We start from the raw sequence: 22,802 nt of genomic DNA on the forward strand, positions 1-22,802 counted from the left end.
AGGCGGAAAAACGGGCAAGCACGCGATCACGCAGGACATTACGCAGCAGATTACGCAGCAAGCGCACGCGCCGATTGATCGACGCAAGCAACGATCGCATCGCGCGTATTGAGCAGATGCACGCGCGTCTGCTCGCGCACCGCCTCCGTATCGCGCGCGCGCCACGCCTCGAGCAGTTGCGCATGTTCTTCGTTGTTGCTCGCCATGATATCGGGCTGCACGTACATCGACAGCGAAACATAAGGCCGCGCCAGCAGCGAAAGCCCGCGCACCACGTCGAACAGCCGCGTGCTCGCTTCGCTTTGCATCAACGCCTGATGGAAGTCTTCGTTGAGCAGCGTCCATTGCTCCGAACTGGGCGCGACCGCGCTCATCGCCTCGTGGCAGGTGCGCGCGGTTTCGAGTTGCGCGGCGCTCGCATGCAGGCACGCGCGCGCCGCGAGCATCGGTTCGAGCATCATGCGCAGCTCGTAAATCTCGCTCACGTCGTCGGCGGTCAAGCCGCGCACTTCGACGCCTTTATTCGGGTCGATCGCCACCAGCCCTTCCGCGCGCAGATCGCGAAACGCCTCGCGCACCGGCGTCGTGCTCACGCCCAGACGTTTCGCGACTTCCTCCTGACGCAGCCGCGTTCCCGCCGCATAGACGCCTTGCAGAATCTCCACGCGCAGCGTGCCCAGCACGTATTCCTGAATGGTGCGATACGGCTTGCCCATGATGTCTCCCCGATTGTGATCCGGCCGCGGCATGCACGGCCACGACGAAGTTCAGGCGGCGGCCTCGCAGCGCGCGCGAAGGCCGGCATCGCGTTCGGCATCGCGGCCGGGATCGAGATCGCGCCGCGCGCCGATCGCGCTTTCCACCCACGCCGCCGCGCGCAGCGCCGCCAGATCCTCGCCATAGGCGCCGATAATCTGAAAACCCAGCGGCAAGCCCTGCTCCGTCCAGCCCGAGGGCACCGTGACCGCGGGCACGCCCAGCAGGCTCCACGGCGCGCAGAAAACCGGGTCGCCGGTATCGTCGAGTCCTTCGGGCGCGGCCCCCGTTGCCGGCACGCTCACGAGCGCGTCGCAGCCCGCGAGCAGCGCCGCCGATTCCGCGCGCAGCTTCGCCTGCAACGCCAACGCGTCGCGATAGCGCGCCTCGGGCATGGCCGCGCCTTCGTCGATCAGTGCGCGCATGGGCTCGCTCAATTGCGCGCGATGCGTCTGCGCCGCCGGCCCCACCGCGTGCCACGCTTCGACACGCAGAATGACGTGCAAGGCATCGACGATCTGCGCGAGGTCCGCGCCAAAACCGATTTCGACGATATCCGCGCCGGCCGCGCGCAAGCGCGCGAGCGACGCCTCGAAGTTCGCCTTCTGCGCGTCCTGCATGCGCGCGTCGAACGGCGTGCGCACGACGCCCAGGCGCGGCGGCGCGGCCAGCGGCGCGAACCACGTTTGCCAGGCGGCCACGGTGTCGATGGCTTCGGGACGCCCGGCCACGAACAACGCATGCGCGAGCGCCGCCGTTTCCACCGACTGCGCAAAGAAACCGATGTGATCGAGCGATGCCGCCAGGGGATGCACGCCTTCGCGCGAGATGCTGCCGTAGCTCGGCTTGTAGCCGACCGCGCCGCAATACGCGGCGGGACGAATCACCGACCCCACGGTTTGCGTGCCCAGGGCGAGCGGCACGATGCCCGCGCCCACGGCCGCCGCGGAGCCGCTCGACGAACCGCCGGGCGTGTGCGTCTCGCGCCACGGATTCACGGTCGGGCCGGGTTGCCGCCACGCGAATTCCGTGGTCACGGTCTTGCCGAACAAGAGCGCGCCGTATTCGCGCAGCTTCGTCACGATGGCGGCGTCGGCCGCGGGACGATGGCCGCGATAGATCGGCGAGCCGTAACTCGTGGGCATGTCGCTCGTGTCGATCAAATCCTTCACGCCGACGGGCAAGCCCGCGAGCGGCGCGCATGCATCCGGCTCGACGTACGAACGCGGACGATACGTGAAGGCGTGCAGCGCGGGCTCGAGCGCATCGGCGCGCGCGATCGCCGTGTCGAGGCGCTCCCGGCTCGCGGCGACATTGCCGCGTTGCGCGATCAGCGCCGTCACGAACGACGGGTTGGCTTCGGTCATGGTGCCCTTCCATTCGAAGCGTTCGCACGCCAGCGTGCGAACGCATGGGTTATCGCCGGCGATATGAATGCGCCTTGGCGTGCGCGTTACTTCGCGAGCGCGGCGGCAAACGAGTTGTCGACGGAACCGGCATACGTGGCCGCGCCCGGCTTGATATTGCCGATCGACTCCTGGAGCGCCAGCGCGTTGCGGAACGCCTGCTCCGAAATCTCGGGCGTGGGCGCATAGATGTTCTGGTCGATCAGGCGTCCCACGGCCGCTTCCACGATCTTCGCGTCGAGCGACGGAAACTCGCTTTTCGCAACGTCCTTGGCCGTTTGCGGCGACTGATGAATGAGCGCCTCCGCCTCGCCGATCGACTTCACGAACGCGGCCACCATCTTCGGCTTGTCCTTGATCGTCGAAGCCAGCGCGTCGAGCGTCGAGAACGCGTAGCCGCCCGGATACGCCTTCGGGAAGCCATACACGATCTTGTAGCCCTGCGCGATGCCCGTATCGGCCTGCGGCTCGTACACGGCAGCCGCCTGGCTGCGGCCCGCGGTCACGGGCGCGAGTTCGGTGCCGAGCTGCACGGTGTTGAGCGACACCTTCTCGATCTTCTGGTCCTTGATGAGCCCTTGCAGCAGATACGTGCTGGTGGAAGGCGGCAGCGCCACGGCCACGCTCTTGTTCGCCATGTCGCCGGGCTGATGCACGCCCGCGTCGGGCGGCGCGATCACCCACACCGGCACGCCCGCCACCACGTTCGCCACGCTGATTACGCTCGCGCCCTTGAGATTGGCGAGCACGGCCGTCATCGGGTCTTGCAGCGAGAAGTCCGCATGACCGCCGATCACGGCCGCCACGCCGGCCGCGCCGCTGCCCGCCGTCACCTTCTTCACGTCGAGGCCGTTCTTCGCGAAGATGCCCTTGTCGATCGCCACATAAAGCGGCAGATACTGGATCGACTGGAACGCCTGATACACCGTCACCGGCTCGGCCGCCTGCGCGGGCGATTGCACCGCGATCCCCGTCACGGCGGCCGCCACGGCAGCCGCGATCGCGCCCATGCGCACGTTCATCCGTTTCATCGTTTTGCCTTCCATGAAATGACCTTTGATTCCGTGAATTGAACGACCCAGCTCAAGAGCGTCGCCATCAGCGTGAGCACGATGATGCCGAGCCACACGGTGTTCAGATCGAACAGCGACCCCGCGACGAACACCTCGTGCCCCAGCCCCGCCTGTGAAGCGATGTACTCGCCCACCACCGCGCCGATCAACGCAAAGCCGATATTCACGCGCAGCGTGGAAAACACCCACGGCATCGCGCCCGGCAGGATGAGCTTGGTGAAGATCATCGAAGGCTTGGCGTTGAACGAGCGGAACAGGTTGAGCAAGTCCTTGTCGACTTCGCGCGCGGCGGCACAGGACGAAATCATCGCCACGGCGAAGGTGGAAATGCCCGCGAGCCACACCTTCGAGGTCATGTCCGAGCCGAACCAGATGACGATGAGCGGCCCGAGCGCGATCTTCGGAATACTGTTCAGGATGACTGACAAACCTTCGGCCACGCCGGAAACGCGCGGCACGAACCACAGCAAAAGCCCGAGCGCGATGCCGAGCCCGCTGCCCACCACGAGGCCGAGCACGGTTTCATAAAGCGTGACGAGCGTGTCGCTCACGAGCGTGCCGCTGTCCAGTCCTTGCTGCGCGGCGAGCCAGATGCCCGCGGGCGAGCCGAGCAGCTTGCCGTTGATCCAGCCCGCCGAAACGGCCATCTGCCACAACCCGATCAGCGCGATCACGATGAGCGCAACGGCGCCGGTCGTGCCGAGCCTTGCCGCGCTGCGCGGCTTCGCGCGCCGGCGCGCGGGCGCATTGGAGGAGATCGCTACGTCGCTCATGCCGTCGCTCCCGAGTGCTGGATGGTATGGCTGCGCAGTCCGTTCCAGACGCGCGAGTGGAAAGTGCGGAATTCGGGCGCCTCGCGCGCCGACACCGCCGTGCGCGGGCCGTGCGTGGTGAGGCGCACGTCGATATCGTCCTCGATGCGCGCGGGGCGGCCGCCGAGCAGGATCACGCGGTCGCTCACCGCGATGGCTTCCTCGATGTCGTGCGTGACGAGCACGACGCTCGTGCCGCTCTGCTCGCGCAGCGCCATGACGTCGTCCTCGAGCGCGAGCCGCGTTTCGTAGTCGAGCGCCGAAAACGGTTCGTCGAGCAGCACCAGCGTCGGATCGACGAGCAGCGTGCGCGTGAGCGCCACGCGTTGACGCATGCCGCCGGAAAGCGAATGCGGATAAGCGTCGGCAACGGCGCCCAGGCCGTAGCGCGAGAGCATCTGGCGCGCGCGATCGTAGTCGGCGGGCTTGACCTTGCGATACAACTCGATGCCGAGCACGGCGTTCTGCAACACGGTGCGCCACGGCATCAGCAAGTCTTTTTGCAGCATGTAGGCAATGCGTCCCGCGCCGCCGTCCTCGCGCGCGCCCACGCTCACGTGGCCCGACTGCGGCCGGATGAGCCCGGAGACGAGATTGAACAGCGTGCTCTTGCCCGCGCCGCTGCGCCCGACGATCGAAACGATCTCGCCGCTTTTCACGCTGAAATCGAGGCGCTCGAAGATGGGCACGTCGATTCCATCGGCAGTCCGAAACGAATGGCTGAGTTGCTGGACCTTGAGGCGGTCCGTACCCGACGCGCGCGTCGTCTCGATTGCGGCCGCGCCTGGCGTAGCGGCTAAGGTAGAGAGACTCATGGACATCTCCATCGGTACGTGGTGTGCGTTTGTGCTGTGCACAACGCATAATGCACAATCAAAAAAACGCGGCGCAAGTAGAAAAAAAATGAATGCGCAATTGGGGAATTGCCTGCCCGGCTCTGGTGCGCCATGCCTCGAAAAAGCGGCATGACGCACGCCTTCAGCGCGTGATGGGACGATGGTGGTGCGCGTGAAACGCGGCTTACGAAACGCGAATGCGCGTGGGGGGAGGCGGCGCGACGGTCATGCCGGAAACCGGAACGCGCACCGCAAGCGCACGGGTACGGCTCGCGCCGTGCCGCTCGATCAAACCGGGCTTCGAAGCCCGGCGAAGCTGACCACCCTGGCTTCGCAAGCGCGTGCCAGCGCGGGATCGTGGCTCGAGAAAAAGACCACGCGGTCCTGGCCCAGCGTCTTGAACAGATCGCCCAGAACGGCGCGCGCGGCGGCGTCGAGGCCGCTGCCCGGTTCATCCGCGATAACGACGGTGGGCTCGCCCAGGGCGGCCGCCGCGAGGAAGAACTTCTTGCGCGAGCCGAACGACATTTGCTCGAAACGCTTGTCGAAATGCGGCGCGAGACCGAAACGCTCCGCGAGTTCGAGCGTGCGCGCGTCGACGCCGGTTTTTCTCGCCGACGCGACGCGTTCAAGAAATGCCCGGCCGGTCTGGAGCGGTTGCGTCATGCAGTCGTCGGGCACGTAGGTCAACGCGCGTTTCGCCGCGAGCGGCGCGGTGCGCAGCGAATGGCCGCCAAGCCACGCCTCGCCTTCGTCGGCACCGACGGCGCCCGCGAGAATGCCGAGCAACGTGGACTTGCCGCTGCCGGTTTCGTCGCACAGCGCCACGCATCCGGCCGCCGCCGCGTAGTGAAGCCCCTGGAAGAGAACGTGCTCGCCGTAGCGTTTGCCGAGGTTTTCGAATCGAAGCATGGTGAAGTGAGTTGTCTTGCTGCCGGCCGGCGCGGGCGTCGAAACCCGCATGTTCGCACAATCGGGGCCGGCTTCGCAGCAGCCCGAAGCCGGCCCCGCGGCTAAACCATCAACTCTTCGTGCGCCTCGGTTTTTTTCGCTCCGCGCCCATCTTGCCCACATCGACAGGAACGAACGGCGCCTCGAAGTGCTTGACGAGAAAGTCGATGAACGCCCGCGCGCGCGTGGACTCGTTGCGCTGCCCCGGATAGTAGACGAACAGGTCGGCGGAAGGCAGCACGACCTCGGGCAGCACGAGGCGCAGCCGCCCGCTTTGCAGATACTTGGCGAGATCCCACTCGGAGCGGATCAAGATGCCGTGACCGTCCAGCGCCCAGCGCAGCACGATGTCGCCGTCGTTGCTGGAAAGCGAGCCGTTCACCTTCAGCGCCTCCAGATGATCGTTCTGCATGAATCGCCAGACGCCGAATGCGTCGTCGTTTTGCGTATGGATGATGCAGCGGTGATCGGCCAGATCCTCCATGCGCCGCGGCACGCCGTGCCGCTCCAGATACTTCGGCGAGGCGCACAGGAACCGGCGATTGCTCATGAGCCGCCGCGCGCGCAAGCGCTGGTCCGGAAGCTCGCCGAAACGGATGGCCATGTCGAACGCGCCTTCGACCAGATCGACGGGCCGGTCGGTCACGACGAACTGGATGTCGACGTGCGGATAACGTTTGGCGAACTCCGACACGAGCGGCGCGATCGTGGTGCGCCCGAAACCCAGCGTGGCGTTGATGCGCAAACGCCCGTGCGGGTCGGCGGGCGAACCGGAGATGGCGTCCTCCATTTCGCGCACCTGCTCCAGAATCTGCGAGGCGTAGCGCGCGAACGTCTCGCCTTCGGGCGTCAGGCTCACGCTGCGCGTGGTGCGGTTGACGAGCCGCGCGCCGAATCTTTCTTCGAGAATGCCGAGCCGCTTGGTGGCCGCGGGCGGCGTGATGCCCATCGAACGCGCCGCGCCGGAAAGGCTTTTCGGCTTCGCGAGCTGCACGAAGAACTCGAAATCGGAAGTCGAATCAGTTCTCACTTTTGGTAAAAAATGAAATGAATTGCGGTGAAGTATAGGCGGCGCTGCCGGGGCTATGCCACCTCCCATCGCAGCCGTGCCATGCACGTCGAGCCAACAAACGTGTCAGACCAGGAGACGCCATGAGAATCGTCGAGATTCGCGAAAAAACCGTTCCGATCAGTTCGCCGATCCGCAACGCCTATATCGACTTCAGCAAGATGACGCTGAGCCTCGTCGCCGTGATCACCGACGTGATCCGCGACGGCAAGCCCGTGGTCGGCTACGGCTTCAACTCGAACGGCCGCTACGGCCAGGGCACGCTCATGCGCGAGCGTTTCATTCCGCGTCTGCTCGAAGCCGATCCCGCGTCGCTCGTCAACGAAGCCGGCGACAATCTCGACCCGCACAAGATCTGGGCGACGATGTTCACCAACGAAAAGCCGGGCGGCCACGGCGAGCGCTCGGTGGCCATCGGCACGATCGACATGGCCGTGTGGGACGCGGTGGCCAAGATCGAAGGCAAGCCGCTCTTTCAGTTGCTGGCCGATCGTTACGGCAACGGCCAGCCCAACCGCAGGATTTTCGTCTATGCGGCGGGCGGCTATTACTATCCGGGCCAGGATCACGGCAAGCTGAAGGACGAGATGCGCAGCTATCTGGATCGCGGCTACACGGTGGTGAAGAAAAAGATTGGCGGCGCGTCGCTCGACGAGGACCTGCGCCGCATCGACTCCATCCTGAGCGTGCTCGGCGACGGCCAGAAACTCGCGGTGGACGCCAACGGCCGCTTCGATCTCGATACGGCGATCCGGTATGCCAAGGCGCTCTCGCAGTACGACCTGTTCTGGTACGAGGAGCCGGGCGATCCGCTCGACTTCGAGTTGCAGGCCACGCTGCGCAACTACTACGACAAGCCGATGGCAACCGGCGAGGACCTGTTCTCGATGCAGGACGCGCGCAACCTGATCCGCTACGGCGGCATGCGCGCGGACCGCGACTGGCTGCAATTCGACTGCGCGCTGAGCTACGGCCTCGTGGAGTATCTGCGCACGCTCGACATGCTGCATCAGCATGGCTGGTCGCCCAGCCGCTGCATTCCGCACGGCGGCCACCAGATGTCGCTGAACATCGCGGCGGGCCTCGGTCTGGGCGGCAACGAGTCGTATCCCGACCTGTTCCAGCCCTACGGCGGCTTCCCCGACGGCGTGAAAGTGGACAACGGCTACATCACCCTGCCGGAGATGCCCGGCATCGGCTTCGAGGGCAAGGCCGACCTGATCGTGGAAATGCAGAAGCTGTCGGCCTGACGCCGGGCGCGGGCGGCGCGCGCCGGCCGCCGTGGCCGGCGCTTCGACACGCGACGCACGACGGCAAGCCGAGCCGCGACCGGAAACACAATCGCCGCACGCATGGCGGTTGGCGGTCGGCGGATTCACATCGAAGGCGCCATGCTCAGGAGACAGACATGCGGCCCCGGAAACTCAAGCAATATCTCTCGAAGCTCTACGTCCAGGTGTTGATCGGCATCGTGGCGGGCATACTCGTCGGCCACTTCTACCCGGACACCGGCGCCGCGCTCAAACCGCTCGGCGACCTGTTCATCAAGCTGATCCGCATGCTGCTCGCGCCCATCATCTTCGCTTCGGTCGTGGTGGGCATCGCGCGCATGAACGACCTGCACGAAGCGGGCCGCGTGGGCGTCAAGGCGGTGCTCTACTTCGAGGCGGCGTCGACCATCGCGCTGCTCGTCGGGCTCGTGGTCGTCAACGCGATCAAGCCGGGCAGCGGCATGAACATCGACCCCACGCATCTCGACAGCGCGGCGATCGCCGGTTATACGCACGCGGCGCACGACCACACGACGCTCGGCTTTCTCATGAGCATCGTGCCGAACAGCATCGTGGGCGCGTTCGCGAACGGCGAAATCCTGCCGATCATCTTCTTCTCCGTGCTGTTCGCCATCGCGCTCGCTAAGCTCGGCCCGCGCACCGCGCCGCTCGTCGACATGCTCGACATGTTCCTGCAAGGCATGTTCGGCGTCGTGCGCATCGTCATGTACGTCGCGCCGGTCGGCGCGTTCGGCGGCATGGCGTTCACCATCGCCAAATACGGGCTCGGCACGCTCGCGTCGTTCGGCGAGTTGATGCTGTGCCTCTATCTCACGTCGATCATTTTCGTCGCCGTCGTGCTCGGGCTCGTCATGCGGCTGTGCGGTCTTTCGCTCTGGAAGTATCTGCGTTATATCCGCGACGAAATTCTCATCACGTTCGGCACCGCTTCGACCGAAGCCGTGCTGCCGCAAATGCTCATCAAGATGGAGAACCTCGGCTGCTCGCGGCCGGTCGTCGGCATGGTGCTGCCGACGGGCTACACGTTCAACGCCGACGGAACCGCGATCTACCTCACGATGGCGGCGCTGTTCGTCGCCCAGGCGATGAACATCCCCATGACGCTGCTCGATCAGCTCATCGTGCTGGGCGTTCTGCTGCTCACGTCGAAAGGCTCGGCGGGCGTGGCGGGCGCGGGTTTCGTCGCGCTGGCCGCGACGCTCGCCTCGATGCACAAGATTCCGGTTTCGGGCCTCGTGCTGCTGCTGGGCGTGGACCGCTTTCTGAACGAGGCGCGCGCGGTGACGAACCTGATCGGCAACGGCGTGGCGACGATCGTGGTCGCGCGCTGGGAAGGCGCGATGGATATCGACCGCGCGCGTGCGGTGCTCGATCGCGAGCCCGGCGAAAGCGCGGCCGAAGCGAGCGAGGACGTGCCCGAATCCGCCGGGCTGCGGCTGCCCTCGGGCCTTCCCGCCGGCGAGCCGGCAACGGGCACGCGGGGCCGCTGATCCGCCCATCAGGTTTCTGAATGGTTCGGCCGGTAGAATCGTGCGGCCCGGGCACGGTCGCGCGTTCGAACGGCAAGCCAACGCACCGTGGGCCGGCCTTCACCCGCAGCTATCCGGAGAACCCATGCGTAGCGTTCGAAACCTGCTGTGCGCACTGGCGCTCGGCCCGCTCTTTTGCGGCATGGCGCAAGCCGACATCGTCGAGTCGTGGCAGTCCGTGCCGGTGCCGCCGCCACCGGCGCTCAAGCCGGTTTCCATCACCGATCCCGCGCATACCGCGCTGCTGCTGCTCGATTTCGACGCCGGCACTTGCAACGAGACGGAGCGCCCCGCCTGCGCCGCGTCGCTGGCGCCTGTCGCCGGTCTGCTGCGCGAGGCGCGCCGCGCGAACCTGATGACGGTCTACAGCCTGACCAGCACGGGCACGCTCGCGGCGGTGCCGCCCGTCATCGCCGCGAAGGGCGACGAAACCGTCGTGCAGTCGGGCGTGGACAAGTTTCTCAACACCCGCCTCGAAGCGGCGCTCAAGGCGCGCGGCATTCAGACCGTGATCGTGGTCGGCACGCTCGCGCACGGCGCCGTGCTGTACACCGCGAGCGAGGCGGCGTTGCGCGGCTTCAAGGTCGTGGTGGCGACGGACGGCATGTCGAGCAAGGAGCCGTTCGGCGAACTCGCCACCGCGTGGGTGCTCGCCAATGCGCCCGCCAACGTGAGCAAGAACGTCACGCTCACGCGCTCGGGCATGATCCGGTTTCCGCAGTGACTCGCGCGGGACAGTGAGCGGCGGCAACCCGCGCTCACTGTCCCGCGCTACTGCCCCGTGCTACTACTGGCCCGCGCTGTTTCCCGGATAGTGGCCCGCCGCGATATCTTCGAGCAAGGTCGGGTGCGTGGGCTTCCAGCCCAGCAATGCGCGCGTCTGCGCGCTGGACGCGGGAATGTCGGCGCCGAAGAACAGGCTCAGCCAGTTAAAGCGCGCCTGCGCGCGATCGGCGGGAATCGACTCCACCGGCACGCCCAGAAAGCCGCCGAGCGCCGCGGCGATTTCGCGCGTCGCGACGCCTTCTTCCGCCACGGCGTGCAGGACCGTGCCCGGCTTCGCCTTGTCGATCGCAAGACTCACGAGCCTGGCGGCGTCGAGCCGGTTGACGGCGGGCCAGCGGTTTTGTCCTTCGCCGATAAACGCCGAAGCGCCGTTTTCGCGCGCGATGCGGGCCAGCACCGCGACGAACCCATGGTCGCCGCCCGCGCCGTGTACCGTGGGCGCGAAGCGCACGACGATCGAGCGGATGCCGCGCCCGGCAAGCCCCAACGTGTAGGCGGCGTTGTCGATGCGCGGATGGCCGCCGCCGGCCGGCCTGTCCTGCTCGGTGCCCACGCGGCCCTGCGCGAGCCCCAACGTGCCCGAGGCGATCAGCAACGGCCCGCCCGTGCCTTCCAGCACGTCGGCAAAGGCGCCAATGGCCGCGCGGTCGGTTTGTGCGGCGGCCGCCATCTGCGAAAAATCGTGGTTGTAGCCCAGATGCACGACGCCTTCGGCCTGCGCGGCGGCGGCTCGCAAGCTGTCGAGGTCGTCGAGGCTGCCGCGCACGACCTCGGCGCCCAGCGCCGCGATTTTCGCGGCGGCGCCCTCGCTGCGGGCCAATCCGAGCACGCGATGCCCCGCGCCGATGAGTTCCTTGACGCTGGCCGAGCCGATCCAGCCCGAGGCGCCGGTGACGAGAATTCGCATGGGATGCTCCATTGATGTCATTGAGTGACATCAGTATAGCGCTATGATGTCACACTGTGTCAACACTTTTGCGGGAGCAACATGGGTCGCTGGGAGCCCAATTCGGAACAACGCTTTCTCGTGGCGGCCATCGAGCTGTTCGGCGAGATCGGCTTCGAGCGCACGACCGTGGCGGCCATCGCGCAGCGCGCCGGACTGACCGCGCGCACGTTCTTTCGCTACTTCGCCGACAAGCGCGAAGTGCTGTTCAACGGCTCGGAGCAGTTGCAGAAGACGATGGTGGATGCGCTCGCCGGCGCGCCGGCCGAAGCCTCGCCGGTCGATGCCGTCGCGGCGGCGCTCGCGAAAGCGGCCGACTTCTTCAACGAGGAGCGCCGGCCTTTCGCGCGCGTGCGCAACGCGGTGATCGCGGCCAACCCGGAGTTGCACGAGCGCGAGTTGATCAAGCTGGCGACGCTGTCCGCCGCGCTCGCCGCGGCGCTGCGCGAGCGCGGCGTGGACGGCCCGGATGCGAGCCTCGCCGCCGAGGCGGGCATGGCCGTGTTTCGGGTCGCGTTCATGCAGTGGGTGAGCGAGTCCGAGCAGCGCGGCTACGGCGAGATCGTCGACGAATCGCTCGCACGGCTGCGGGCGCTCGCCGGCGGTTGAGCGGTTCGCGGCCCGGCGCGCGAACGTTCAATCGACGGACAGGCGCGCGGCCGCGCGCAACGCAGGCAAATCGCGAAAGTACGCGCGCAGCGCATCGACCGCCGCCCGCACCTTGGCGGGCTGGCCGTCCTTGCGCGGCGTGACGAGCGCGACGGGCAGCGCGGGAAACGTCCACTTCGGCAGAACATGCACGAGCGTCCCACGCTCAAGCGCATCCAGCACCTCGATATACGAAAGGCGCGCGATTCCCAGACCTTCCTCGCACATCTGCTGAACCGTGGGCTGCGAGGTGCTGACGACGCGCACCGCCGCATGCACCGTGTGCTTCGCGCGCCGCTCGTTGAAAAGCGTCACGGGTATCACCGGCATCGCGCCTTCCGAAGCGCCCGTGGAGCGCGCGGCCTCCACCTCGCGTTCGAGCGCAATCCAGTGATGGCCGCTCAGCGCGCGAGGGCTGCCGGGCGTGCCGTGACGCTCCAGATACGCGGGCGACGCGCACATGATGGTTTCGAGTTCGCAGAGTTTCTGCGCGGTCCAGCCCGAATCCGCCATCTTGCCGATTCGTATTGCGAGGTCCACGCGGGCGTCGATCAAATCGACCATGTCGTCGCTGACCAGCATTCGCAGGCGAAGCTGCGGCCAGGTGGAAAGCACCGAAGCCAGCGCGGGCGCGATGTGCGGCCCCAGCCCCAGCGGCGCGGCAATGCGCAACTCGCCCGTGGGCGCGTCGCGCGCCTGGGTGAGCGAGTCGGCCGCCGCTTTCCACGACGCCATCAATTGCAGGCAATGCCCGTAGCACTGCTTACCATCTTCGGTGAGCGTGAGCTTGCGCGTGGAGCGATGCAGCAGCGTCACGCCGGACTGCCGCTCCAGCGCCTTGACGGTTTGGCTCACCGCCGAAGGCGTCATGCCCAGCCGCGCCGCCGCCGCGCTCATCGAGCCGCTGGAAACCGTTTCCGCAAAAACCACCAATTGGCGCAGGTCGCCCATCTTGAAGCCCGACTTAAAGGAGATAGTAGTTTTCACCGTATTATAAAGTCGCTAGCGGCCCGGTAGCATACCTCCCTGACACCACCTTAAGGGAAGATTTCCATGAAAGTCGCACTGATCGGTTCGTCGGGTTTTGTCGGTAAGGCGCTGCTGCGAGAGCTGCTTCATCGCGGGCACGAAGTCACGGCAATGGTCCGCCGCAGCGGCGGCGTCGAGCCGCAACCCGGCCTCGCCATCGTGAGCGCAGACGCGTATTCCCCGGAGTCGGTCGCGAGCGCGGTGCAAGGTCACGACGCCGTGGTTTCGGCGTTCAATCCCGGCTGGAACGACCCGCAACTCTTCGACAACTTTCTACGCGGCAACGACGCGATCGTGCGCGGCGTGGAGGCCGGCGGCGTGCGGCGCCTCGTGATTATCGGCGGCGCGGGCAGCCTGTTCGTGGCGCCGGGCGTGCAACTCGTCGACACCGAAGCCTTCCTCGCCCACGTTCCGCCGAACATCGTGCCGGGCGCGAAAGCGGCCCGCGACGCGTTGACCGCATTGCGCGGCAATACGGCGCTGGACTGGACGTTCGTGAGCCCGCCCGCTTTTCTTGAGGATGCCGAACGAACCGGCCGCTATCGCCTCGGCAAAGACGATCTGCTGATGGACGGCGGCAAGCCGGCCGGAATTGCGGTGGCGGACCTGGCAGTGGCCGTCGTCGACGAACTGGAAACGCCTCGCCATATCAAGGCGCGCTTTACCGCCGCGCGCGAGGCGTAAGGAGCGCGAAGCCGGCCGTACCGGAACGCCGAACGCGCGGCCGATTCAACCGCCCCATGCGTGAACGTCGAGAATCGCCGCGGCGAACGCCTCCGGCGCTTCCTGCGGCAAATTGTGGCCCGCGTTCGCGACGATGCGATTCTCGTGGCGCGCCGTGAAGCGCGTTGCGTTGGCCTGCCGTCCACCGGGCGGCGACACGCCGTCGGCATCGCCTTCCAGCGTGAGCGTGGGCACGGTGATCGGCGGCATGGCGGCAAGGCGGCGCTCGATCGCCTCGAATGCGGGATCGCCCGCGACCAGCCCGAAGCGGTGCCGGTAGGAATGCACCACCACGTCGACGAAATCGGGGTTGTCGAACGCCGCTGCCGAGCGCGCGTAGCAATCGTCGTCGAAGCGCCAGGCCGGCGACCATAACGCCCACAGGAGACGGCAGAACGCGCGCCGGTTTTCCGCCAGCCCCGCGCGGCCGCGCTCGCCGTGAAGATAATACTGGTACCACATCCGGTACTCTTTCTCGGGGTCGGCAGGCTGCGCGGCGGCGGCGATATTCTGGATGTTGTAGCCGTTGACCGATACCAGCCCGCGCGCCCGCGACGGATACAGCGCCGCGACGATGCACGCCGCGCGGCCGCCCCAATCGTAGCCGCCGAGCACGGCTTGCTCGATGCGAAGCGCGTCGAGCAGCGCCAGCAAGTCGGCGCCGAGCGCGGCCTGCTGGCCCGAGCGCGGCGTGGCAGGCGAACGGAAACGCGTCGGCCCGTAGCCGCGCAGATACGGCACGACGACGCGCGCGCCCTGAGCGGTCAAAAGCGGCGTCACCTCGTCGTAAGCGTGGATGTCGTAAGGGAAACCGTGCAGCAGAACGACGGGCCAGCCATCGGCATTGCCTTGCTCTTCATAAGCGATGTCGAGCAGCGGGGTCGCGGCATGTTCGAGCATGGAGCCTCCTTCGTATGAGATCGTGCGGGCGTCACGGCGTAGGCTTCATTCTCGCCGAATTCGCCGGGCCGCGCGGGCACGCGGACGCATGGCCGGTCATCGTCGGGCTATAGCCGGTTATCGTTGGTGATCGCCTGTTGCTGTTGGTTATCGTCATGTCTCGCCGCTCACTTGCCGCCCGTCACGTCGAGAAAAGTGCCGGTAATGAAGGACGCTTCCGCGCTTGCGAGCCACAGGATCGCCCGCGCCACTTCCTCGGGCTGACCGCCCCGCCCCATGGGAATCGTGTCCTTGACGCGATCCACGCGCCCCGGCTCGCCGCCGCTCGCGTGCATTTCCGTGTAGATATGGCCGGGGCGGACGCAGTTCACGCGAATTCCCTCGCGCGCGACTTCCTTGGCGAAACCGGTCGTGAAAGTTTCGAGCGCGCCCTTCGACGCCGCATAGTCGACATATTCGTTAGGACTACCGAGCCTTGCCGACGCCGACGATACATTGATGACGGAACCGCCGCGCCCGTTATGACGGGTCGACATGCGCTTTACCGCTTGCTGCGCGCACAAGATGGGGCCGATGGAATTGACCGCGAAAATGCGCTGCATTCGCGCGAACTCCAGATCTTCCAGCCGGGACTGCCGCGCGATGATCGCGGCGTTGTTCACCAGCACGTCGATGCGGCCGAACTCGCGGTCGATTGCCGCGAACAAGCTCGCGACCTGCTCGGGGTCGGCGCTATCCGCGCGCACGGGCAACGCGCGACGCCCGAGCGCCTGCACGTCGGCTGCCATGGCGAGCGCCGCGGACTCGTTGGAGAGGAAGCTGATCGCGACATCGTAGCCTTGCGCGGCGGCAAGACGCGCGGTCGCGGCACCTACGCCGCGGCTTGCGCCCGTAATCAGCATGAGCGGCGCGTGCGAGGCGGATTCCATTTTTCGTACGTCCATAAGGGGCGTGAAGGGGGCGTGAAGGGGTCGAGAGCGGGAGGCAACGCCAACCGGCGGCGCGGGGAAAAGCATAGCCATCTGGCGGCGACCGAACAAACCAGAAAATCTGCCGCTTCACGTTAGCAAATCTCCTGTGCGGTTCGCGTGAGCCCTAACGCTCGGCCCGGCATCGAGATCGCCTATTCGGCGCTGAACGAGCGCCGCGTTGCGTCATGCACGGCGCGACGCCCCGCCTTGGCGCGCCCGATTTCCAGTCGCCATGGTCGCCGCCGCGCTGCCTGCCACGCGATGCGCGCGAATGCCGTGAGCGAGCCGTCGACACGACGTTTCGTGATCCCAACTAATTGCATTGCAATGCCAATCGGGCGCACGCGCTACACGTTTGCAGACGATCTCGCTGCGATGCCGCGCGCCGCCATACGCCTTTTTGCAGCGCTATTCATGCTTCGAAAGCCACAGTTCCTACGCACTCCAAATATTTATCCGCAGCAATTCCGGCCGCGTCTTTGCGGCCCGGTTCGCTGCATGAGCGATATCGTTGTGCACGCTATTGTGCAGCCGCTTAACGTCGCGTCCTTCATGGCAATGGACCCTCGCCGCAATGACGCCTGAATCCGGCATTTTCGCCGCGCCGATTGATGCGTCGCGGCATGGGTTGCTGCATGGCATCACGTCGCGCGCACCAGGGATATCACCATGTTTGCGCGCCAGAATCACCGTGCGACTCTACGTCACAGTGCCATTCCTTATGGAGACGGGCATGCACGCTGAAACGCACAAGAACGCACGAGTCGCGGTTTTCCTGAACTGGACGGCGCTGTGTCTGCTGATGTTGCCAGCCGCCTGTTTCTTCCTCGCACTCCACGCGTATTCGCCGCAGGACGCCTTCTGGTTCTGCTTCGCGCTCGCGACCTATAGCTGGCCCTTCGCCGGCGTTCTCTTTATCGTCGCGGCAGGCTTTCACACCGGCACGCAGCGCCGCCGCATTCGCAAGGATGCCGGATGGCGTCAGGCTCACGGGCACTGACAGGCGGCGGAACGACGCGACCGCCGGCGCGCGGCTTCGCAGGAAGATCGTCGGCGGATTTATGCGGCGATCTTGGCGAGCGACGCCAACGCGGCGCGCACGCTCATGCAGGCGCATGCAGGCGCATCGCGCGCGCGTGATCGACGAATTCACGCAGGCGGGCGTTAGGCGAACGGCGCCGCAAGCCGCGTTGCGGCATACGCGAACCCACGCGTCAGCGAAGCGCTAACCGCGCGCGCCCCGATCGCCCGCGCTCGACGAACCGGTCACGGAAATCGACGGCAGCAAGGTCACGACGAGGCAAGCCGCCGCCATCAACAGCGCCACGCCCAGCAGCGAGGATTGCACCGCATGCAGCAGCGCCGCGCGCGCCAGCGCGAGCAGCGCCTCGCCGTTCGCGCGCGCGGCGTCGGCTTGCGCGACGAAGCGGGCGGCGGCTTGCGTCGACATCAGCGTTTGCGGATCGTGCAAGGCAACGCGCCACGCAGGCGGCGACGATCCCACCGGCGCGAGCCGCGCGCGGTCCAGCCCCGCGACGTAGAGACGGCGAACGGCCGTGCCCGCCACCGCCGTTCCCAGCATGCCGCCCACCATGCGCGACGACTGGATCAACGCGGTCGCAATGCCCAGCCGCGTTCGTCCGGCCACTTGCTGCACGAACACGGTGAGATTCGGCATGACGAAACCGATGCCGATTCCCGCCGCCGCCATCGCGGCGATCAACGCCGCGCGCGCCCCGCCGTCCACCAAGGCGATTGCCGCGCAAGCGATGCCGAGCGAGCCGAAGCCGAGATGGAGCAACGCATTCGGCCGCTCCAGGCGCGTGACGACGCGCGTGTTGGCGATCGTCCCCACGGTGATGCAGACGACCAGCGGCGTGACCACGACGCCCGCTTCGCTCGCGTCGAGCCCCACGCCGCCTTGCAACAGCAGCGGCACGTAAAAGAGCAGCGCGAACATGGCGACGCCCATCAGCATCGAAAGCACGAGCAGCACGACCGTCGCGCGATCCTGCATCAAGCCCGGCGGAATGACGGGGTCCGCCGCGCGGCGTTCCTCGCGCACGAGCGCTGCCATGCAGACGGCCGCCATCGACGCATACAGGCCGACGCGCGCCGCGCCGCCGGCGCTTCCCGCGCTTCCCACGCTTCCCGCCGCTTCCACCATGAGTTGCAGCGCGCCGAGCGCGAGCGCGATCAGCAACGCGCCGCGCCAGTCGGCGTTCAGGCGCGCGATGCTGACGTGCCGGACGTGCCGGATGTGCGGCAGATGCCGCGCCGCGAGATAGAGGCTCACGAGGCCCACGGGCAGATTCACGAGGAACGCCCAGCGCCAGCCGCAGTGCTGGCTCAGAAAGCCGCCGAGCGACGGCCCGACTGCATTGGCGAGGCCGAAGGCGCTCGAAAACAGCACCTGCCAGCGCAGCCGCCGGACCGGATCGGGAAAGAGGTCGGGGATCGACGCGAAGCAGGTGCCCACCAGCATGCCGCCGCCGACGCCTTGCAACGCGCGGCACGCGATCAGCATCGGCATGGAACCGGCCACGCCGCACAGCACCGAGGCGCAGGTGAACAGCACGATCGCCACGACGATGAGCGGCTTGCGCCCGAGCCAGTCGCCGAGCCGCCCGAACACCGGCACCGTGATCACGGAGGTCAGCAGATACGCCGTGGCCACCCACTCGTAGAGATCGAAGCGCTGAAGATCGGCGACGATGGAGGGCAGCGCCGTGCCGACCACGGTCTGGTCGATGGCGACCATCATGACGACGCTGGACAGCCCCAGCATCGCGAGCAGAGACTGCCGGAACGAGCGCGCGCCTTCGGCCTTCGCCTGGGCTTGCGCCTGGGCCCTCGCCGACGTTTCGAGCGGCGCTTGCGCCGACGTTTCGTCTGCCGCGCGGCCCGCTTCCGGCGCTGCGCTCATTGCACGGCGTCCAGCGGCCTCGTCGCGTTGCGCGCGAGATGCCGCTGCCAGGCGAGCCCCGCCAGCACGACGTCCTGCAAGCCGATGCCCACGGCTTTGTACAGCACGATATCGTCGTCCGAGGCGCGGCCCGAAGCGCGGCCCGTCAGCACGTCGCCGAGTTCGACCGTATCGTTCCAGTCGAACGCGCCCGGCGGCGCGAGCAGCAAGTCGCCCGCTTCCTCGCGCGCCTGCTCGCGCAGTTCGACCACGATGCGCGACGCGCGCGCCACGAGCGTGTCGTCGAGCTCGCGCGTGTGCGGCAGGCTCGAACCGATCGCGGCGACGAGCGCGCCGGGCGCGACCGCGTGGCCGTCGAACAGCGCGCCCGTTGCGCGCGTCGCGGTCACGATCACGTCGGCGCCGCGCACCGCTTCGCTCGCGTCGCACACGCCGGCTTCGATGCCGCGCGTCGAACCGGCTGCCGCAACCGCCGCCGCAAGCTCGCGCGTGCCTTCGAGCCCGGCAATGCGAAACGAGCGCAGCTTCGTATGCGCGGCCAGCGCCAGCGCGTGCGCGCGGCCCTGCACGCCGGTGCCGATCACGGCGACGCTGCGCGCGCCCGGTTTCGCCAGCGCGCGCACGGCCACGACCGTCGTCGCGGCGGTGCGCAGGCGCGTGATCGCGTTCGCGTCGAGCGTGGCCAGCAGGCTGCCGTCCACGGTCGAAAACAGCACGATCGAGAAGTTGAATTGCCCCGAGATCGTCGAATACACCTTCGCGCCGGCCACGCCCAGTTCGGGCACCACGGCGCCGAGCGTGGAAAGCTTCACGCCCGCGGCTTCGGTGCGCACGCGGCGCTGCACGGCGGCGTTGCCTTCGGAGAGCGCGCGAAACCCGCGTTCGAGCGCCGGGATCGCATCGTCGATCGTGATGAGCGCGTCGATCTGCGCATCCGTCAAATGAATCATGAAATCTCCCTGTCGTGAACCCGCAGCGCCGTTTCGTGCTGGAACGTGAAGCTGTCGGCATACAGATGGTCGAGGCTCGCGCCGCGTTGGAGAAACTGCCGCCGCGCGTCGTCGATCATGGCGGGCGACCCGCACAGATACACCGCATGCTCCGACAAATCGGCCAAGTCCTCGCACACGGCGTGCTGCACGTAACCCTTTCGGCCGCTCCACCCTTCGTGCGGACGCGAGAGCACCGGCACGTAGCGGAATTCGTAGAGGCGCGCGCCCCATTGCAGGATCTCGTCGTGCAGATAAAGATCGGCTTGCGAGCGCGCGCCCCAGTACAGCGAGACGGGCGGGCAGTCGGGATCGTCCATCAGCGATTCGAGCATGGCCTTGACCGGCGCGAGCCCCGTGCCGGTGGCGACCATCACGAGCGGCCGGTAGTCCTCCGCGTGAAAGCGGAAGGTGCCGAGCGGCAGCTCGATGTCGAGCCGGTCGCCCGGCCGCAACGCCGCGAGTCCGGTGTCGGTGAAGCGGCCGCCGGGCACGCGCTTGATGTGAAAGTCGAGCGCCGCGACGCCTGCCGCCGAGGCCATCGAAAAACTTCTGCGCGCGCCGTTTTCCAGCAGCACGTTCACGTATTGGCCGGGGTTGAAGCGCAGTTCGAGCGATTGCGGCAACGCGATCGCGAGACGCCGCACGTCCGGCCCCAGCGCGCTCACCTCGATCACGCGCGCTTCGACCACCGTGGGCGGGGAAACCGCCGCGCCCGCATGGCCCGCGCCGATCACCATGTTGCTGCGCGCCCGCGCCTGGCAGGCGAGCGCGAAGCCCGCGTCGGCCTCTTCCTGCGAGAGCCCGAACGGGAATTCCTCGTACTCCAGCGCGCCGCTGATCACCTTCACGCGGCACGCGCCGCAACCGCCTAGCCGGCAATCGTGCGGCAGCGCCACACCCGCGCTCGCCGCCGCCTGCAACAGCGATTCGTCGGCTTGCGCGTCGAAGCGCTCGCCGGTTTCCGCGATCTCAATCTGATAGACCATCGTGCCAATCTCTATCGAAACAAGGGGCCGCCAGCCAACCGCGCGGCGGACAGCGTTACTTCTTGATGTCGGCTTCCACCAGCACGCGGTGGCCCGCGGCGGCGAGCAGCGCGTGCAGCGCTTCGAGCGCCGCGAGCCCGCATTGCGTGTCCTGTTCGCCGTTGCCGCCGCTCAAGCCCACGCCGCCGATCACCTCGTCGTTCACCACGACCGGAAAGCCGCCGACGAACGCCGCGAAGCGCCCTTCGAAGCTCAACTGAATGCCGAACGCCTCGTTGCCCGGCAGCGCGGGACCGTTGGGCGCTTTCGTGAAGAGATGCGTCGAGCGCTTGTGGCCCGCCGCCGTGAACGCCTTGTTCCAGGCGATCTGCGGACCGGTGATGCGCGCGTCGTCCATGCGTTCGAGCACGAGCGGATAACCGCCTGCGTCGACGATGCAAACCGACTCGGGAACGTGGATCGCCTGGGCGCGCTCGAGCGCCGCGCGCGCCATCGCGCGCGCTTCGGCCAGTTCGAGCCTGAAGGAACTTTTCATGTTGCGTTTTCCGCTTGAATGATTGTGTGGACCGCATCGCGCGCTCGGCGCGCGCAACGTGATAGACGTTTAGAGACCGCGATAAACCGTCTTGATCTGCGTATAGAACTCGAGGCCCGCGCGGCCCGACTCGCGGAACGTGGACGTGCTCGAACGCTTCAAGCCGCCGAACGGCGCGTTGGTCACGTTGCCCGTGGTCGTGCGGTTGATCTTGACGGTGCCCGATTCGATCTCGTCGGCGAAACGATGCATGTAGCGCGGATTCGACGTGGCGATGGCGGCCGAAAGACCGTATTCCGTGTCGTTGGCTTTCGCCATGGCATCGTCGAAATCCTTTGCCGCGACGATGGCCAGCACCGGCCCGAAAATTTCCTCGCGATAGATGCGCGCGTTCCCGGGCACGTCGGCGAACACGGCGGGCGTGACGTAGTAGCCATGCTCGAAACCCTCGCCCGTCAGGTGCTCGCCGCCGATCAGATGCGTGGCCTCTTCCTTGCCCGCAGCCACGTAGCCGAGCACGGTATCGAGCTGTTTGCGGTTCGCGAGCGGCCCGAGGTCCATGCCGGGCGTCACGCCGCTGCCGACCTTGAGCTGCTTCACGCGCTCGACGAGCCTGGCCGTGAACGCCTCGCGTACCGGCTCGACCACGAGAATGCGGCTCGTGCCCGTGCATGCCTGGCCGCTCAGCGAAAAGCCGCCCTTGACGGCGAGATCCACGGCGCGGTCGAGATCGGCATCTTCCATGACGATGAGCGGGTTCTTGCCGCCCAGTTCCATCTGCGTGCGCGTGGTGATGGGCACCGAGCGATGGATGTGCTCGCCCGCGCCCGTCGATCCCGTGAACGACACGGCGCGCACGACCGGGGACTCGGTGATCGCCGCGCCGATATCGGCCGCGCGGCCCGTGACATAGTTGAGCACGCCCGCCGGCATGCCGGCCTGCACGAACGCCTCGGCGAGCCGGCAACCGATGAGCGGCGCATCCGAAGACGGCTTGAACACCACCGTGTTGCCGGCCATCAGCGCGGGCGCGATCTTGCGCGCCGGAATCGAGATCGGAAAATTCCACGGCGTGATGACGGTGACGACGCCAAGCGGTTCGCGCTGCGTGTACACCAGTTGCTCGGGGTCGTCGCTCGGGAAGGTTTCGCCGGTGAAGGTCTGCGCTTCGACCGCGTAAAAGCGCAGCACCTGGGCGGACCGCAGGATTTCGTCGCGGCTTTGCGTGAGCGGCTTGCCTTCTTCGCGCGTCAATTCCAGCGCAAACGCGTCGGCGTGCGCTTCGAGCCAGTCGGCTGCCTTGTTGACGATCTTCGCGCGCGCGGAGACCGGCGTGCGGCGCCACTTCGCGAATGCCGCCGATGCCGCGCTGATCGCGGCCTGCGCATCCTCGACCGCCGATGCCTGGAAATGACCGACCACGTCGCGCGTATCGGCGGGATTAACGTTCGGGAAAGTCTTGCCGCTCACGCTGGCCGTCCACTCTCCCGCAATCAGATTCTTGAAAACAGTCGCGGATTCGCTCATGACACACACCCTCTAACCCTGCTACGCGATGGCGAACGCCGCGCCATCGCACGAACGGAAAGACCGGGCGGCTACGCCCGGCGCTGACGGCATCACGCGGCGATGCCGA

23 protein-coding genes and 1 pseudogene are annotated in these 22,802 nt (G+C 67.1%); 8 read left to right on the plus strand and 16 right to left on the minus strand.

Going from position 1 to position 22,802, the window contains the following annotated elements; all coding sequences use genetic code 11:
• Positions 1 to 50 precede the first annotated feature (50 nt).
• The 5 genes from U5805_RS10120 to U5805_RS10140 form a co-directional block, all read right to left on the minus strand.
• Positions 51 to 716: a GntR family transcriptional regulator gene (locus U5805_RS10120; protein ID WP_322103330.1), complete on the minus strand. Its 666-nt coding sequence runs from the start codon at positions 714 to 716 to the stop codon at positions 51 to 53.
• A gap of 51 nt (positions 717 to 767) precedes the next feature.
• Complete coding sequence (locus tag U5805_RS10125) at positions 768 to 2,123, minus strand: amidase (RefSeq protein WP_322103331.1); 1,356 nt, start codon at positions 2,121 to 2,123, stop codon at positions 768 to 770.
• A gap of 86 nt (positions 2,124 to 2,209) precedes the next feature.
• Positions 2,210 to 3,193: an ABC transporter substrate-binding protein gene (locus tag U5805_RS10130; RefSeq protein ID WP_322103332.1), complete on the minus strand. Its 984-nt coding sequence runs from the start codon at positions 3,191 to 3,193 to the stop codon at positions 2,210 to 2,212.
• Positions 3,190 to 4,008: an ABC transporter permease gene (locus U5805_RS10135; protein WP_322103333.1), complete on the minus strand. Its 819-nt coding sequence runs from the start codon at positions 4,006 to 4,008 to the stop codon at positions 3,190 to 3,192. Before U5805_RS10135 ends, U5805_RS10130 begins: the two co-directional genes overlap by 4 nt.
• The gene (locus tag U5805_RS10140) at positions 4,005 to 4,862 is read right to left on the minus strand and encodes an ABC transporter ATP-binding protein (protein ID WP_322103334.1); all 858 of its coding nucleotides are present in this window, start codon (positions 4,860 to 4,862) and stop codon (positions 4,005 to 4,007) included. The genes U5805_RS10135 and U5805_RS10140 overlap by 4 nt, the downstream gene beginning before the upstream one ends.
• Between U5805_RS10140 and U5805_RS10145 the strand changes: the two genes are divergently transcribed.
• Positions 4,861 to 5,016 (plus strand): hypothetical protein, encoded by a 156-nt coding sequence (locus U5805_RS10145; protein ID WP_322103335.1) that lies wholly within the window; start codon positions 4,861 to 4,863, stop codon positions 5,014 to 5,016. The two genes, U5805_RS10140 and U5805_RS10145, sit on opposite strands and share 2 nt — an antisense overlap.
• A 155-nt stretch (positions 5,017 to 5,171) precedes the next feature.
• Here the strand turns inward: U5805_RS10145 and U5805_RS10150 are convergent, their stop codons facing one another.
• Both U5805_RS10150 and U5805_RS10155 read right to left on the minus strand, forming a co-directional pair.
• A complete protein-coding gene (locus tag U5805_RS10150; protein ID WP_322103336.1) occupies positions 5,172 to 5,795 on the minus strand; it encodes an ATP-binding cassette domain-containing protein in 624 nt (207 codons plus the stop codon).
• Positions 5,796 to 5,904: 109 nt separating this feature from the next.
• Complete coding sequence (locus U5805_RS10155) at positions 5,905 to 6,864, minus strand: LysR family transcriptional regulator (protein WP_322103337.1); 960 nt, start codon at positions 6,862 to 6,864, stop codon at positions 5,905 to 5,907.
• Between the two features lie 122 nt (positions 6,865 to 6,986).
• Between U5805_RS10155 and U5805_RS10160 the strand changes: the two genes are divergently transcribed.
• From U5805_RS10160 to U5805_RS10170, 3 genes are all read left to right on the plus strand, one after another.
• Complete coding sequence (locus U5805_RS10160; protein WP_322103338.1) at positions 6,987 to 8,153, plus strand: mandelate racemase/muconate lactonizing enzyme family protein; 1,167 nt, start codon at positions 6,987 to 6,989, stop codon at positions 8,151 to 8,153.
• Positions 8,154 to 8,311: 158 nt separating this feature from the next.
• Complete coding sequence (locus tag U5805_RS10165; protein WP_322103339.1) at positions 8,312 to 9,685, plus strand: dicarboxylate/amino acid:cation symporter; 1,374 nt, start codon at positions 8,312 to 8,314, stop codon at positions 9,683 to 9,685.
• 124 nt (positions 9,686 to 9,809) lie between these two features.
• A complete protein-coding gene (locus U5805_RS10170) occupies positions 9,810 to 10,448 on the plus strand; it encodes an isochorismatase family protein (RefSeq protein ID WP_322103340.1) in 639 nt (212 codons plus the stop codon).
• Positions 10,449 to 10,511: 63 nt separating this feature from the next.
• Here U5805_RS10170 and U5805_RS10175 read toward each other — a convergent pair whose 3' ends face one another.
• Positions 10,512 to 11,417 (minus strand): SDR family oxidoreductase, encoded by a 906-nt coding sequence (locus tag U5805_RS10175; RefSeq protein WP_322103341.1) that lies wholly within the window; start codon positions 11,415 to 11,417, stop codon positions 10,512 to 10,514.
• 81 nt (positions 11,418 to 11,498) lie between these two features.
• Between U5805_RS10175 and U5805_RS10180 the strand changes: the two genes are divergently transcribed.
• Complete coding sequence (locus tag U5805_RS10180; protein WP_322103342.1) at positions 11,499 to 12,065, plus strand: TetR family transcriptional regulator; 567 nt, start codon at positions 11,499 to 11,501, stop codon at positions 12,063 to 12,065.
• A 27-nt stretch (positions 12,066 to 12,092) separates the two neighbouring features.
• Here U5805_RS10180 and U5805_RS10185 read toward each other — a convergent pair whose 3' ends face one another.
• On the minus strand, positions 12,093 to 13,091 hold the full coding sequence (locus U5805_RS10185; RefSeq protein ID WP_322103343.1) for a LysR family transcriptional regulator: 999 nt from the start codon (positions 13,089 to 13,091) through the stop codon (positions 12,093 to 12,095).
• A 66-nt stretch (positions 13,092 to 13,157) separates the two neighbouring features.
• On the opposite strand from U5805_RS10185, the gene U5805_RS10190 reads away from it, so the two are divergent.
• The gene (locus U5805_RS10190; RefSeq protein ID WP_322103344.1) at positions 13,158 to 13,817 is read left to right on the plus strand and encodes an NAD(P)-dependent oxidoreductase; all 660 of its coding nucleotides are present in this window, start codon (positions 13,158 to 13,160) and stop codon (positions 13,815 to 13,817) included.
• Positions 13,818 to 13,862: 45 nt separating this feature from the next.
• Here U5805_RS10190 and U5805_RS10195 read toward each other — a convergent pair whose 3' ends face one another.
• Positions 13,863 to 14,756, minus strand: coding sequence for an alpha/beta hydrolase (locus U5805_RS10195; protein WP_322103345.1), 894 nt, complete (start codon positions 14,754 to 14,756; stop codon positions 13,863 to 13,865).
• 167 nt (positions 14,757 to 14,923) lie between these two features.
• The gene (locus U5805_RS10200; RefSeq protein WP_322103346.1) at positions 14,924 to 15,685 is read right to left on the minus strand and encodes an SDR family oxidoreductase; all 762 of its coding nucleotides are present in this window, start codon (positions 15,683 to 15,685) and stop codon (positions 14,924 to 14,926) included.
• 616 nt (positions 15,686 to 16,301) lie between these two features.
• On the opposite strand from U5805_RS10200, the gene U5805_RS10205 reads away from it, so the two are divergent.
• Positions 16,302 to 16,727, plus strand: coding sequence for a hypothetical protein (locus U5805_RS10205; RefSeq protein WP_322103347.1), 426 nt, complete (start codon positions 16,302 to 16,304; stop codon positions 16,725 to 16,727).
• Positions 16,728 to 16,754: 27 nt separating this feature from the next.
• Positions 16,755 to 16,887 (plus strand): annotated as a pseudogene (locus U5805_RS10210) (FadR family transcriptional regulator); the annotation flags it as partial.
• A 65-nt stretch (positions 16,888 to 16,952) separates the two neighbouring features.
• On the opposite strand, the gene U5805_RS10215 reads toward U5805_RS10210, so the two are convergent.
• From U5805_RS10215 to U5805_RS10235, 5 genes are all read right to left on the minus strand, one after another.
• A complete protein-coding gene (locus U5805_RS10215) occupies positions 16,953 to 18,653 on the minus strand; it encodes an MFS transporter (RefSeq protein ID WP_322103348.1) in 1,701 nt (566 codons plus the stop codon).
• Positions 18,650 to 19,603 carry an ornithine cyclodeaminase family protein gene (locus U5805_RS10220; RefSeq protein WP_322103349.1) on the minus strand — a complete coding sequence of 318 codons (954 nt, stop codon included), beginning with the start codon at positions 19,601 to 19,603 and terminating at the stop codon, positions 18,650 to 18,652. The genes U5805_RS10215 and U5805_RS10220 overlap by 4 nt, the downstream gene beginning before the upstream one ends.
• Positions 19,600 to 20,631, minus strand: coding sequence for a 2Fe-2S iron-sulfur cluster-binding protein (locus U5805_RS10225; RefSeq protein ID WP_322103350.1), 1,032 nt, complete (start codon positions 20,629 to 20,631; stop codon positions 19,600 to 19,602). Before U5805_RS10225 ends, U5805_RS10220 begins: the two co-directional genes overlap by 4 nt.
• A 55-nt stretch (positions 20,632 to 20,686) precedes the next feature.
• The gene (locus tag U5805_RS10230; protein ID WP_322103351.1) at positions 20,687 to 21,166 is read right to left on the minus strand and encodes a heme-binding protein; all 480 of its coding nucleotides are present in this window, start codon (positions 21,164 to 21,166) and stop codon (positions 20,687 to 20,689) included.
• A 69-nt stretch (positions 21,167 to 21,235) separates the two neighbouring features.
• Positions 21,236 to 22,693, minus strand: coding sequence for an aldehyde dehydrogenase family protein (locus tag U5805_RS10235; protein WP_322103352.1), 1,458 nt, complete (start codon positions 22,691 to 22,693; stop codon positions 21,236 to 21,238).
• Positions 22,694 to 22,802 lie beyond the last annotated feature (109 nt).

This window comes from Paraburkholderia sp. J41 (assembly GCF_905220235.1).
Classification (GTDB): Bacteria; Pseudomonadota; Gammaproteobacteria; order Burkholderiales; family Burkholderiaceae; genus Paraburkholderia.